Annotated in this window: 12 protein-coding genes; 7 read left to right on the forward strand and 5 right to left on the reverse strand. The window is 61.3% G+C overall.

All coding sequences use genetic code 11. The features are described 5' to 3' along the window. Positions 1–59: 59 nt before the first annotated feature. From ACP7B7_RS06345 to cheY, 4 genes are all read left to right on the forward strand, one after another. Positions 60–932 (forward strand): CheR family methyltransferase, encoded by an 873-nt coding sequence (locus ACP7B7_RS06345; RefSeq protein ID WP_308922138.1) that lies wholly within the window; start codon positions 60–62, stop codon positions 930–932. A gap of 8 nt (positions 933–940) precedes the next feature. Next, positions 941–1,549 (forward strand): chemoreceptor glutamine deamidase CheD, encoded by a 609-nt coding sequence (gene cheD / locus ACP7B7_RS06350; RefSeq protein WP_426076080.1) that lies wholly within the window; start codon positions 941–943, stop codon positions 1,547–1,549. A 44-nt stretch (positions 1,550–1,593) separates the two neighbouring features. After that, positions 1,594–2,673, forward strand: coding sequence for a protein-glutamate methylesterase/protein-glutamine glutaminase (locus ACP7B7_RS06355; RefSeq protein ID WP_308922137.1), 1,080 nt, complete (start codon positions 1,594–1,596; stop codon positions 2,671–2,673). Between the two features lie 147 nt (positions 2,674–2,820). Then, positions 2,821–3,219: a chemotaxis response regulator CheY gene (gene cheY / locus ACP7B7_RS06360; RefSeq protein WP_010396677.1), complete on the forward strand. Its 399-nt coding sequence runs from the start codon at positions 2,821–2,823 to the stop codon at positions 3,217–3,219. Between the two features lie 340 nt (positions 3,220–3,559). On the opposite strand, the gene panC is transcribed toward cheY, so the two are convergent. From panC to metG, 5 genes are all read right to left on the reverse strand, one after another. Further along, positions 3,560–4,399, reverse strand: a complete 840-nt coding sequence (gene panC, locus ACP7B7_RS06365) for a pantoate--beta-alanine ligase (protein WP_308922136.1) — start codon at positions 4,397–4,399, stop codon at positions 3,560–3,562. Positions 4,400–4,455: 56 nt separating this feature from the next. After that, positions 4,456–5,316, reverse strand: a complete 861-nt coding sequence (locus tag ACP7B7_RS06370; protein WP_426076081.1) for a segregation and condensation protein A — start codon at positions 5,314–5,316, stop codon at positions 4,456–4,458. Between the two features lie 20 nt (positions 5,317–5,336). Continuing rightward, positions 5,337–5,546, reverse strand: a complete 210-nt coding sequence (locus ACP7B7_RS06375) for a DUF3460 family protein (protein WP_094444544.1) — start codon at positions 5,544–5,546, stop codon at positions 5,337–5,339. Positions 5,547–5,671: 125 nt separating this feature from the next. Next, positions 5,672–6,151 carry a GNAT family N-acetyltransferase gene (locus ACP7B7_RS06380; RefSeq protein ID WP_426076082.1) on the reverse strand — a complete coding sequence of 160 codons (480 nt, stop codon included), beginning with the start codon at positions 6,149–6,151 and terminating at the stop codon, positions 5,672–5,674. 9 nt (positions 6,152–6,160) lie between these two features. Then, positions 6,161–8,329 (reverse strand): methionine--tRNA ligase, encoded by a 2,169-nt coding sequence (gene metG / locus ACP7B7_RS06385; protein WP_426076083.1) that lies wholly within the window; start codon positions 8,327–8,329, stop codon positions 6,161–6,163. Between the two features lie 170 nt (positions 8,330–8,499). Here metG and apbC point away from each other — a divergent pair, with 170 nt between their 5' ends. From apbC to ACP7B7_RS06400, 3 genes are all read left to right on the forward strand, one after another. Then, positions 8,500–9,588 carry an iron-sulfur cluster carrier protein ApbC gene (apbC, locus tag ACP7B7_RS06390; protein ID WP_426076084.1) on the forward strand — a complete coding sequence of 363 codons (1,089 nt, stop codon included), beginning with the start codon at positions 8,500–8,502 and terminating at the stop codon, positions 9,586–9,588. Positions 9,589–9,914: 326 nt separating this feature from the next. After that, positions 9,915–12,077, forward strand: coding sequence for a TonB-dependent siderophore receptor (locus ACP7B7_RS06395; RefSeq protein ID WP_426076085.1), 2,163 nt, complete (start codon positions 9,915–9,917; stop codon positions 12,075–12,077). 137 nt (positions 12,078–12,214) lie between these two features. Further along, positions 12,215–13,879, forward strand: coding sequence for an alkaline phosphatase family protein (locus ACP7B7_RS06400; RefSeq protein ID WP_426076086.1), 1,665 nt, complete (start codon positions 12,215–12,217; stop codon positions 13,877–13,879). Position 13,880 lies beyond the last annotated feature (1 nt).

Here is a 13,880-nt window from a genome sequence, read left to right on the forward strand (position 1 = left end):
CCCGCTTGTAATACTTGCAAGGCATTGTACAAAGCAGTCATAGAAGAGGTAATCAACAAATGCCGCAAACTAAAACGGATTCGGTCAAGGAATTTGACTTTACCGGCAAGGATTTCGAGCGGGTCCGCGCCATGATCTACAAGCGTGCCGGCATCGCGCTGGCCGACAGCAAGCAGGAAATGGTTTACAGCCGCCTGGCGCGCCGCTTGCGCGCGACCGGTATCTCGTCCTTCGTGCGCTACCTGGACGACCTGGAAGCGGGCCGCATGGCCGACGAGTGGGAGGCGTTCACCAACGCGCTGACGACCAACCTGACCTCGTTCTTCCGCGAAGCCCATCACTTTCCGCTGCTGGCGGAACACGTGAAAAAGCTCAAGGGACCGATCACCATCTGGTGTTCGGCCGCCTCCACCGGCGAGGAGCCGTATTCGATCGCCATGACGGTGTGCGAGGCCTTCAATACGCTCACGCCGCCGGTGACCATCATCGCCACCGACATCGACACCAATGTGCTGGCCACGGCCGCCAATGGCGTCTACAACCTGGACCGGCTCGACAAGATGCCGGCCGACCGCGCGCGCCGCTTCTTCTTGCGCGGCAAGGGCGACCGCGAAGGCCAGGTGCGGGTGCGCCCCGAGCTGCGCCAGATGATCACCTTCAAGCCACTGAACCTGCTGGCCGACGGCTGGCCGTTGACGGGGCAGTTCGACGTGATCTTCTGCCGCAACGTGATGATCTATTTCGACAAGGCGACCCAGCGCAAGATCCTGTCGCGCTTCGTGCCGCTGATGAAACCCGATGCCCTGCTGTTCGCGGGCCACTCGGAAAATTTCCTGTACGTGTCGGAGTCCTTGAAATTGCGCGGCAAGACGGTGTATGAGCTGGACCTGTCGCGCAGCACCGCACCCAAAGCATCGTCGCAACGTACCTGAGATTAGCCATGAGCCTCGCACCCAAAGAACAATTCGCCACCAACGTCTATTTCGACCGGACGTTCAACTGCGAAGCCGCCAAGATCCTGCCTGGCGAGTACTACTTCACCAACAAGGACATGCTGATCGTCACCGTGCTGGGATCCTGCGTGTCGGCCTGCATCCGCGACCGCGTCACTGGCCTGGGCGGCATGAACCACTTCATGCTGCCCGACGGCGGCGGCGACACCAACAGCCCGATCTCGGCCTCGATGCGCTATGGCACCTACGCCATGGAGATACTGATCAATGACCTGCTGAAAGCGGGCGCCAAGCGCGAGAACATGGAAGCGAAAGTGTTCGGCGGCGGCGCCGTGCTGCGCGGCTTTACGGCGATCAACGTCGGCGAGCGCAATGCGGCCTTCGTCATCAATTACCTGAAGGCGGAAAAAATGCGCGTGGTGGCCGAAGACCTGAACGACATCCACCCGCGCAAGGTGTATTTCTTCCCGCGCAGCGGCAAGGTACTGGTCAAGAAACTGATGCAGTCGCACAACGACACCCTGGTCCGCCGCGAGCTCGATTACGCCAGCCGCCTGAAAGTCGCTCCCGTGGGCGGATCGGTAGATTTGTTCTAACAAAGATCATGAGTAAAGGCCCGTATGGCCTGGAAGGGGAATAAATGAAGATCAAGGTACTGATCGTGGATGACTCGGCGCTGATCCGCAGCGTGATGGCGGAAATCGTCAACAGCCAGCCCGATATGGAAGTGGTGGGCACGGCGCCCGATCCGCTGGTGGCGCGCGAGCTGATCAAGCAGACCAACCCGGACGTGCTGACCCTGGACGTCGAGATGCCGAAGATGGATGGCCTGGACTTCCTGGAAAAACTGATGCGCCTGCGGCCGATGCCGGTATTGATGGTGTCATCGCTGACCGAGCGCGGTTCGGAAATCACCATGCGCGCGCTGGAACTGGGCGCCGTCGACTTCGTCACCAAACCGAAAATTTCGATCCAGAGCGGCATGCGCGAATACACCGAGATGATTGCCGACAAGATCCGCGCCGCCTCCAAGGCGCGCATCCGTGCCCGCACCATCGCACCGGCCGGTGCACCGGCCGCGCCCGGCACGGCGCCCTTGCCGATCTTGCGCAATCCGCTGCTGTCGTCGGAAAAACTGATCATCGTCGGCGCCTCGACCGGCGGCACCGAGGCGATCCGCGAATTCCTGATGCAGATGCCGTCCGACTGCCCCGGCATCCTGATCACCCAGCACATGCCAGAGGGCTTTACGCGCTCGTTCGCGCGCCGCCTCGATTCGCTGTGCAAGATCTCGGTGCAGGAAGCGGCTGGCGGCGAGCGCGTGCTGCCTGGCCATGCGTATATCGCCCCGGGCCACTCGCACCTGACCTTGACGCGCAGCGGCGCCAACTACATGACCAAGATCGACCAGGGAGAGCCCGTCAACCGCCACCGCCCGTCGGTGGACGTGCTGTTCCGCTCGGCCGCCCAGTTCGCCGGCAAGAACGCGGTCGGCGTGATCCTGACCGGCATGGGCAAGGACGGCGCACAAGGGATGCTGGAGATGAAGGCCGCGGGAGCGTATAATTTCGCACAGGATGAAGCCAGTTGCGTGGTGTTCGGCATGCCGCGCGAAGCGATCGCCGTCGGTGCCACGCATGAGGTCGGCGCCTTGACGGCCTTGCCTGGCATGGTGCTCGGCTACCTGGCGGCGCATGGCATGCGCGCTTTGCGCGTGTAAGCCACGTTTCCTATGATAGAAGGCAATTTTTTTCGCTTAAAAGCAACGAAAATGCTATCCTGTGACTTGCTGCCGTAGTGTCGACCATAATGTCGGCATTCATGTCGATATTATTAACAAACCGCTACAGAAACAACGGAGTTATTCATGGCTGATCCAAAGATGAAATTTTTAGTCGTTGACGATTTTTCGACGATGCGTCGCATTGTCCGGAATCTGTTGAAGGAACTGGGTTATGCCAACGTCGACGAGGCGGAAGACGGCGTGATGGGCCTGGCCAAGCTGCGCGCGGAATCGTATGATTTCGTCGTCTCGGACTGGAACATGCCGAACATGGACGGTCTGACGATGCTGCAGCATATCCGCGCCGATCCGGCACTGGCCAAGCTGCCGGTGCTAATGGTGACGGCTGAGGCGAAAAAGGAAAACATCATCGCTGCCGCGCAAGCGGGCGCCAGCGGCTACGTCGTCAAGCCGTTCACGGCCGCGACGCTCGATGAAAAGCTGAACAAGATTTTCGAAAAACTGGAAAAAGCCGGCGCCTGATTTTGCCGGGGTTGATCCAATAAAAAAGCTGCCAGTGTGAACTGGCAGCTTTTTTTACATCCGGGGTCTGATCTGATGCCGTTAAATTACGCTGTCCGACGCATTGAAAGGCGCAAAAACGTCAAAATGGCGGGCCGGAGACGCGGGCCTGAGAAAATGCCGATGGCTGCGTTGCAGCTCCTTGCCGTACTAGTCGTACTGTCTTCGTCGCTGCGCCTTGCCCTCGACATTTTTCAGGCCCGCTTGGCCCGGTGGACCTGTGCGGGCGCCTGAGGTTTTAATTCGTTTTGCCGGTGTGCTGGTGGCGCGGGACGCTAACTGAACGGTACCGGCATGTCTGCTAAATCTCCAGATTATCGATCAGGCGCGTCTGCCCCAGCCTGGCCGCCGCCAGCACCACCAGCGGCTCGCCGGCGGCCAGCTCGGCCGCGTCGGGCGCCTGCAGGTTGGCGCGCTTGCGCACCGAGATATAGTCGGACTTCCAGCCGCGGCCGTCGAGCAGGCGCATGGCGGCCTGTTCCAGTTCCGTTACGGACAGGTTGCCCTTGCGGACTTCCTCGGCCACAAAATTGAGGCCCTTGTACAGTTCCGGCGCTTCCGCGCGTTCGCTGTCGGACAAATACATATTGCGCGACGACAGCGCCAGGCCATCCTCGGCCCGATACGTTTCGGCGGCGATGATTTCGGTCGGCATGGCCAGCTGGCGCGCCATGTTACGGATGATCATCAGTTGCTGGTAATCCTTCTTGCCGAACACGGCCGCGCGCGGCTGCACGCAGGAAAACAGTTTGGTGACCACCGTGCACACGCCTTCGAAGAAGCCGGGGCGGAACTCGCCTTCCAGGGTATTGCCCAGGCCGTCAGGCGGGCGCACGCGGTATTCCTGGGGTTCCGGATACAGTTCCTTCTCGGTCGGCGCAAACAGCACGTAGACGCCTTCCTTTTCCAGCTTGGCGACATCGGCGGCCATGGTGCGCGGATATTTTTCGAAGTCTTCGTTCGGGCCGAACTGCAGGCGGTTGACGAAAATCGAGGCCACCACCGGGTCGCCATGCTTGCGCGCCAGGCGCATCAGCGACAGATGGCCTTCGTGCAGATTGCCCATGGTGGGCACGAAGGCCGTGCGCAGCTGTCCGCTGAGCTGGTCGCGCAATTCATCGATGTCGGAAATAATTTTCATTGCATGCTTTCGCTAAAGCCCCGTTGTACGGTGGTCAGTGACAAAGGGAGATGATATCAGGCGGGCGAATAAGCCAGCCGGACGTAAATGGGTGCAAACGGTTCGGCTTGCGTGATTTCGATCAGGGTTTCCTTGGCCAGTTCCAGCAGGGCCACGAAGTTGACCACCACCACCGGCACGCCGCCGGCGATATCGAACAGCTCGCCGAATTCGACGAAACGCGTACTCTGCAAGCGGCGCAGGATGGCCGTCATGTGCTCGCGCACCGACAATTCCTGGCGGCTGATGCGGTGATGCTGGGTCAGCTTGGCGCGTTTCAGCACGTCGAGCCAGGCTTGCTGCAGGTCCACCGGCTCGACCTCGGGCCAGGTGGGCGTCAGGCTTTGCTCGATGAAGATCTGGGTGCGCACGAAGTCGCGCTCGAACTGGGGGATGGTGTTCAGTTCATACGCGGCCAGCTTGATCTGCTCGTATTCGAGCAGGCGGCGCACCAGTTCGGCGCGCGGATCGCCGCCATCTTCCTCGACCTCGCTCTTGCGCGAGGGCAGCAGCATGCGCGACTTGATCTCGATCAGCATGGCCGCCATCAGCAGATATTCGGCCGCCAGCTCCAGGTTGCGCACGCGGATCTGGTCGACGTATTTCAGGTATTGCAGGGTGACCTGCGCCATCGGAATATCGAGGATATTGAAGTTCTGCTTGCGGATCAGATAGAGCAGCAAGTCGAGCGGGCCTTCGAAGGCTTCGAGGAAGATTTCCAGCGCGTCCGGCGGGATATACAGATCCGTCGGCATGCGCAGCATCGGCTCGCCATACAGGCGGGCGATGGCCAGCGGATCGGGGGCGGGCGGCGCGATGACCGCGGCCACGTCAGGCACAGCCGTGCCTGGCGCGTCCGCCGGTTCTTCAGGCAACATCGTGCCGGTTCCAGCGGTAATTAGTTCTTGTTCTGGTACACGTAGGCTTGCTGCTTGACGGCCGAGGCCATCTGGCGGTCCTGCTCGTCAAGGCTGACGGGCGGCTTGTCCCACAGCAGGGCGCGGCCGGCGCGCTGGCCTTCTTCCATGCCCGGGTTCTTCGCTTTCAGTTCGGCGATGAACAGGGTGTGGTCCGAAACGTAGTTCATGTGTTTTGCAGGCAGTTTCATGGTCTTTTCTGTATAAAAAGTCAGCAGGCCACATTTTACCGCGCCGGGGAGCGCGGTGGGACATTCTGTCGCCTGGCCGATGAGGGAAATTTCTAAAACTTAATAACGTAGCTTAGTAACGTAACTTAATAACGCAGCATGCGCCGCATTACGGAAGGCGGGGGTTCGGCCGGGTTGGCGTGCGAATATTCCAGCTCTTCTGCCAGTTCAAAACCGAAGGCGGCGTAAAAGTCGATCAGCTTGCCCTGGTCCAGGCGCACCGCCAGCCGCAATTCCTCGGCCTGGCAGGACAGGGCATGGTGGATCACGGCTTCCAGCAGGTGCTGCGAGCAATGGTTGCCGCGCCAGGCCGGCAAGATGCCCATGCGCGAGATTTCCCAGACAGCCGGTTCGCTGTCGAGCGGCATGAAGCGCACGGAGCCGGCCGGCATGTCGTCGATCAGCAAGATGAACCCGCCACCGCTGCGCAGGGCGCGCGCCACCTGCCCGGCCGTTTCGTGGTGGCCGCTGGACGAGGCGGCAACCTTGCCCGCCCATGCCGCGCGGGTCAGTCCGGCAATCAAGGCCGCATCGCCATCGCCCGCTTCGCGCACCACGATATTCATGATGGCGCCTTAACGAATGCGCATGCCAGGTTCGGCGCCCGGCCACGGGTTCAGGATGTAGATGCCCGGATTGGCCTTTTCATCGGCGGCGGAGGCCGCCATCACCATGCCTTCGGAGACGCCGAACTTCATCTTGCGCGGCGCCAGGTTGGCCACCAGCACCGTCAGCTTGCCTACCAGCTCTTCAGGCTGGTAGGCCGAACGGATGCCCGAAAACACATTGCGCAGGCGACCTTCGCCGGCGTCCAGGGTCAGGCGCAGCAGCTTGTCGGAACCGTCGACCAGTTCGCAGTTGACGATTTTCGCGATGCGCAGGTCGACTTTCAGGAAGTCGTCGATCTTGATCTCGGGCGCCAGTTCCTCGATGGCCGAGGCCGGCGTGCTGGCCACCAGGGCCGGGGCCGCCGGCGCAGCATCGTTGGCCGCATCCGCTGCCGGGGCCGCCACGACGGCTTGCGGCGCATCGAACAGCGCTTCGATCATCTTGGCATCCATGCGCGTCATCAAATGGCTGTAGGCGCCGATGGTGCGGCCCAGCATGCTTTGCGAGACGGCGTCGCCGAACACCTGCGTGTCGGCCCAGGTAAATTCGGCGTCGTTGAGGAAGGATGCCACGTTCTTGGCCACGCCCGGCAGTACCGGCGACAGCAAAATGGTCAGCTGGCGGAACAGGATCAGCGCAGTGGTGCACACATCGTGCAGTTCGGCCGTCTTTTCCGCATCCTTGGCCAGGATCCACGGCTTGTTTTCGTCGACATACTGATTCGTGATGTCGGCGATTTCCATGATCTCGCGCAGTGCCTTGCCGAATTCGCGATTCTCGAAATGTTTGGCGATGCTGTCCTGGCGCTCGATGACAACGCCGTTGACGTCCTGCGTCAGCGCGCGGTTGATCCAGGTCTGCGCGCCTTCGGACAAGCTTGGCGCCAGCTTGCCGTCGAAGCGCTTGGCGATAAAGCCGGCGCAGCGGCTGGCGATATTCACGTATTTGCCGATCAAGTCGCTATTGACGCGGGCGACGAAATCTTCGCCGTTGAAGTCCAGGTCTTCCACTTTCGAATTCAGTTTGAACGCGATGTAGTAGCGCAGCCATTCCGGGTTCATGCCCAGGTCCAGGTAGCGCAGCGGCGAGATGCCGGTGCCGCGCGACTTCGACATTTTTTCGTTGTTGACCGTCAGGAAGCCGTGCACATTGACTTTCAGTTTGTCGATCACCGGGTGATTGGCAAATTTCAGCATGGCGGGCCAGAACAGCAGGTGGAAGGAGACGATGTCCTTGCCGATAAAGTGGATCTGTTCGGTGCTCGGGTCGTTCAAAAAGGCCTCGAAATCGATGCCTTTCTTGTCGCAATAGTTTTTCAGGCTGGCCAGGTAGCCGACCGGCGCGTCCATCCACACATAGAAGAACTTGCCCGGCGCATCCGGAATCGGGATGCCGAAGTAGGGCGCGTCGCGCGAGATATCCCAGTCGGCCAGCTTTTCACCGGCTTCGCCCAGCCATTCGCTGACCTTGTTGACCATTTCAGGCTGCAGGCGGCCAGGCGTGTTCAGCCAGTCCTTGAGGAACTCGAAGCAGCGCGGGTCCGACAGTTTGAAGAAATACTGTTCCGACGGTTTCATTACCGGCGTGGCATTGGTAAACACCGAGAACGGGTTGACCAGGTCGGTCGGCTGGTAGGCCGCGCCGCACACTTCGCAATTGTCGCCGTACTGGTTCCTGGCGCCGCATTTCGGGCATTCACCCTTGATATTGCGGTCGGCCAGGAACATGCCTTTGACCGGATCGAAGAAGCGGTCGACGGTTTTCGTGACGATCAGGCCCGTATCGCGCAATTTGCGGTACATGGCTTGCGACAGCTCGACGTTTTCTGGCGAGTCGGTCGAATACCAGTTATCGAACGCAATATGAAAGCCGTCCAGGTACTGGGCGCGGCCGGCGGCGATATTGGCCACGAACTGCTGCGGCGTGATGCCTTCCTTTTCGGCGGCGATCATGATCGGCGTGCCATGCGTATCGTCGGCGCCCACGAAGTGCACTTCACGGCCGGCGTCGCCATCGCGTTGCATTCGCTGGAACCGGACCCAGATATCGGCCTGGATATATTCCATGATGTGGCCAATGTGAAAAGCGGCGTTTGCGTAAGGCAGGGCAGTGGTGACGAACAGCTTGCGAGTCATGATTGATGCACTTTTGGGATGGATAAACGAGCATTTTAACAGCGGAAACGCAATATGAGCAGATGCCGAGCAGTTGCAACCGCGCCATGTGGTGCATTTGTCTTTGCATGGGCATCGCGACCGGCCCGCGCATTTGCGCTAAACTGCGGGCATCACACACGGAGAATCACATGAGCATCACAGCAGAAGACGTCAAGGCAGCCCTGGCGCAAGTTATTGATCCAAATACACAAAAAGATTTCGTTTCCAGCAAGACTGTCAGGAATCTGAAGGTCGACGGCAGCGACATTTCCCTGGACATCGAACTGGGCTACCCGGCCAAAAGCCAGATCGACCTGATCCGCAAGTCGGTGCTGGCCGCGCTGCGCGTGCTGCCGGGCGTGGGCAATGTCAGCGTCGGCGTGTCCTCGAAGATCATCTCGCACACGGTGCAGCGCGGTTTGAAGCCGATGAGCAACGTGAAGAACATTATCGCCGTCGCTTCCGGCAAGGGCGGCGTGGGCAAGTCGACCACCGCCGTCAACCTGGCGCTGGCCCTGGCCGCCGAGGGCGCATCGGTCGGCGTGCTGGACGCCGATATCTACGGCCCGTCGCAGCCGATGATGCTGGGCATCAGCGGCCAGCCGAAGACGCTGGACGGCAAGAGCATGGAGCCGATGGAAAACCATGGCCTGCAAGTGTCGTCGATCGGCTTCATGATCGATCCGGACGAGCCGATGGTATGGCGCGGCCCGATGGTCACGCAGGCCCTGCAGCAGTTGCTGGACCAGACCAACTGGCGCGACCTCGATTACCTGATCGTCGACATGCCGCCAGGCACCGGCGACATCCAGCTGACCCTGTCGCAAAAAGTGCCGGTCACGGGCGCCGTGATCGTCACCACGCCGCAGGACATCGCGCTGCTCGACGCCCGCAAGGGTCTCAAGATGTTCGAGAAGGTCGGCATCCCTATCCTGGGCGTGGTGGAAAACATGAGCACGCATATCTGCTCGAACTGCGGCCATGCGGAAGAAATCTTCGGCGCCGGCGGCGGCGCGAAAATGTGCGCCGACTTCGGCGTGGAATTCCTCGGCGCCTTGCCGCTGACCATGGCGATCCGCCAGCAGACCGATTCGGGCACGCCGACCGTGGTGGCCGAACCGGACGGCCCGGTCGCCGCGATCTACAAGCAGATCGCCCGCACCATCGCCATCAAGGTGGCGGAAAAAGCCAAGGACATGACGAACAAATTCCCGAGCATTGTTATTAAAAACGATTGATCCTCGTGGCGTGAATTGGGTCGCGTAGGTCGGATTAGCGTAGCGTAATCCGACAACACCGCCGGCGCCAACAATGTTGTCGGGTTACGCGCTGTGCGCTAACCCGACCTACAAATTTTATGCCGCATGCCGCGCTTTTCGGACGCGGCATTTTTTTTGCCAAAATTTCACAATCATCAACAAAAACCACAAATTCCATTAAGGGATAACACGTAAAAACCTTACCAAAAGGCCAGGAAAGTACCTCAAAACAATAATTTCATATTGTCTTTACATGGATTTACATTTAATAATAAGAATCATTCTCAATGCGATAAAGATTCTCAATGTCTCCATTCCTCCTGACTTCACGCCCCATCCCCGCTGCTGTCCGCCTGTTGTGCATCACCCTTTCCTCCGCCCTGCTGTGCGGCCCCGCCTGCGCTGACGACAGCACTGCGGCCGATGCCGCTGCCGCCGAAGCCCCGATCCAGACCGTCCACGTGGCCAGTACGCGCGAAGAAAACTCGGGCTTTGGCGCCACGCGCGCCAGCAGCACGACCACCAAGTCCGACCTGTCGCTGTTCGAGACGGCGCAATCGATCTCGGTGCTGACGCGCGACCTGCTCGATTCGCGCCAGGTGACCACCCTGAACGAAGCGATCCAGACCTCGGCCGGCGTGTCGTCGGGCAGCTGGGGCAAGCGCGGCTGGGATGACTTTTCCATCCGCGGCCAGCGCGCGTCGGAATCGATCTATGTCGACGGCCTGAAACTGAACCAGTCCAACTACGTGGCGCAGGAAGTGTCCGGCGTCGAGACCATCGAAATCCTGAAAGGCCCGGCCTCGATCAACTTCGGCCTGGTGCAGCCGGGCGGCATGGTCAATATGGTCAGCAAGCGTCCACGCGCGGAAGCCTTCAACCAGGCCGGCCTTGCCGTCGGCAGCTATAACTACAAGCAGGCCACGTTTGACCTGGGCCGGCCTTTGAACGACAGCGGCAAGGCGGCGTTCCGCCTCAACGGCCTGTGGTCCCACAGCGACGACCAGACCGACCAGGTGTGGTTCAAGAACCGCTACCTGGCGCCATCGCTGTCGCTGGACCTGGGCGCGAACACGGATTTCACGATACTGACGTCTTACACCAGCCGCGAATACCTGCGCAACCAGGGCGTGCCGGTGAAGGGCAGCTTGCTGGCGAACCGCAATGGCCGGCTGGAGCGCAATCAGTTCTATGGCGAACCCGGTTTCGGCCCGTACGACTCGTCGCAGAAGCAGGTCGGCTACAGCCTGGAACACCGGTTCGGGAATGGCTGGAAAGTGGCGCAGAATTTCCGCTGGCAGAAAATGGCGATGGATGGCCGCTTCGTGTCGCTGGGCAGCCTGTCCGCCAACGAGCTGCTGCTGTCGCGCTCGGCCCAGGTGCAGGATGTCGACGGGATTACCCGCGGCCTCGACACCAATGCCTCGCGCACGTTTGCATTCGGCGGCATGGAACACAATCTGATGGCCGGCCTCGATCTCAATAGCGACCGCGTGCGCAACGCCAACCAGGCTTGCCGCATCGGCGCGCTCAATGTGCTCAACCCCGTCTACAACACGGTGGTGACGTGTCCGCCCGTCAGCCGCCTGACCACCACCACCGTATCGTCGACCGGCTTGTACCTGCGCGACCAGATCAAATTGAACGAGCAATGGCGCGTCAACCTGGCCATGCGCCACGACCGCGCGCGCAACCGCGAACTCAATGGCCTGACCAACGTCACCCAGCGCCAGGACACTTCGTCGACCACCGGCAATGCGGCGCTGTCGTATGTGCTGACGCCAAACATCATCCCCTACGTCAGCTACGCCACCTCGTTTTTGCCCGTCAGCGGCAGCGATTTCTTCGGCGTGCAGTTCAAGCCGGAAGAAGGGCGCCAGGCGGAAGTGGGCAGCAAGTTCCAGTTCGCGGGCGGGCGCATCAACGGCGCCGTCGCCATCTATGACCTGACGCGTACCAACGTCACCACGGCCGATCCGGACCCGGCCCATATCGCCATCCTGTCGAGCGCCCAGGTGCAGACGGGCGAGCAGCGCACGCGCGGCTTCGAAGCGGAAATCAGCGCGGACCTGCGCAATGGCTGGAGCGTGCAGAGCGCATTGAGCGTGCTCGACGCACGCGTGACCGAAGACAATGGCGGCACGGTGGGCCGCCGCCTGCTCAATACGCCGCGCCAGAGCGCCAATGTATGGGCCAACTACCGCTTCCGTGGCGGCGTGATGGACGGCTGGACGGCCGGCCTGGGCGCACGCCATGAAGCGGGCAAGACGGGGCCGTCGGTCAACTACACGGTCGCCGGCTACACGGTTGCGGATGCCAGCCTGGCTTACCAGGGCCGTGGCTACCGGCTCAGCCTGAACGTGAAAAACCTGTTCGACAAGGAGTACTACGCCGGCGTGCTGAACGCCAATGTGCTGCCGCTGGGCGACCCGAGGACGGCGGTGTTGAAGGCCGTGTTTGACTTTTAAGCAAGCTTGAACGAGCATGGCAGCGGTCCCGGCGTGCTGTCATGCTCATGTAATACTCCTGTCATCATGGTTCTGTATGCTGCCGGGCGGGCCGCGGCGTGATCGCCGCGCATATCAACCAGCCATCGATCCTCACCATGACACTCACGATTTCCCTGACACGCAAGATAGTGCCTGCCTTGTTACTGGCGGCATTCTCCGTACATGCCGCGCCCGCGCCACAAAAGCCTGCCGCGCAGCCCAAGCTGGTGGTCGTGCTGGTGGTCGACGGCCTGCCGCAAGAGCAGGTGACGCGCTACCGCGACCAGTTCGGCCAGGGCGGATTCCGCCGCCTGCTCGAGCAGGGCGCGTGGTTCAGCGACGCGCACCAGGCGCACGGCATCACGGTCACCGCCATCGGCCATTCGGCCGTGCTGACGGGCGCCTATCCTTACCAGCATGGCGTGATCGGCAATAACTGGATCGACCCCGTCACCAAACAGTCGGTCTACTGCACCGAAGACAGCGCGCACAAATATATCGGCGAAGAGACCAAGCCCGATGATGGCACCTCGCCAGCGAAACTGCGCGTGACGACCCTGGGCGACGAGCTGCGCTATGGCACCGGCAACCAGGCCAAGGTCATTACCGTGTCGGGCAAGGACCGTGGCGCCATCCTGCTGGCGGGCAAAACCGGCACCGCCTATATGTATATGGAAAAGACCGGCAACTTCGCCAGCTCCACCTATTACATGCAGCAGCATCCGCAATGGGTGCAGCGCTACCAGGCGGCCAAGCCGCAGGACCGCTACTACGGCAAGAGCTGGACCCCGCTGCTGGCCGATTCGGCCTACGTCAACGACGCGCGCGACGATATCGTTCCAGCCAAGCCGGGTGCGCGCAACACCTTCCCGTTCGCCTACTACAGCGACAGCGGCAGCCTCGATGGCGACTACTACAGCCGTTTGAAATCCGGCCCCTTCCTCGACGAGCTGACACTGGAATTCGCGCGCGCCGCCGTCGATGGCGAAAACCTGGGCCGCAATCCGGCCGGCGTGCCGGACATCCTGGGCGTCAGCCTGTCGGCGCACGATTACGTGAACCACGCCTACGGCCCCGAAAGCAAGATGTCGCACGACCATCTGCAGCGCCTGGACCGCATGCTGGCCGGCTTCTTTGCCGACCTCGATAAAAAGGTCGGCATGGACAATGTGCTGGTGGTGCTGACGGCCGATCACGGTTTTGCCAACGTCCCCGAATTTAACGAGACGCGCGGCGTTCCCGCCAAGCGCATCGATGGCGGGCAATTGGTCAAGGACCTCAACGACCACCTGGCGGCGACCCTGGGCGTGGACAAGCTGGTGACGACGTTCTCGCTGCCGAACATCTACCTGGACTATGCGCTGGCCGAAAAGAACGGCACCAGCCGCGTGGAGCTGGAAGACGCGGCCGCGCGCTTCCTGCTGCAGCGCGATGGCCTGGCGCAGGTCTACACGCGCACGCAGATGGAAACGGGGGCGGTCGCCACCCGCATGGACACCCTGATGCGCCGCGCCTGGAACCGCCAGTTGTCGGGCGACCTGATGGTGGTGACGAAACCGGCCTGGTACTTCGGCAAGGGCGTGGGCGGCACCTCGCACGGCACGCCCTATACCTATGACACCAATGTGCCGCTGATGGTCTACGGCCCGCGCTGGATCAAGCCGGGTGCCTATGGCCAGTACGCGGAAGTGGTCGATATCGCACCGACCCTGGCGCACCTGCTGCGCGTGCGTCAGCCGTCGGCGTCGGAAGGGCGGGTGTTGACCGAGGCGGTCAAGTAAG

The organism is Janthinobacterium sp. PSPC3-1, assembly GCF_049896105.1.
Taxonomy (GTDB): Bacteria; Pseudomonadota; Gammaproteobacteria; order Burkholderiales; family Burkholderiaceae_D; genus Janthinobacterium.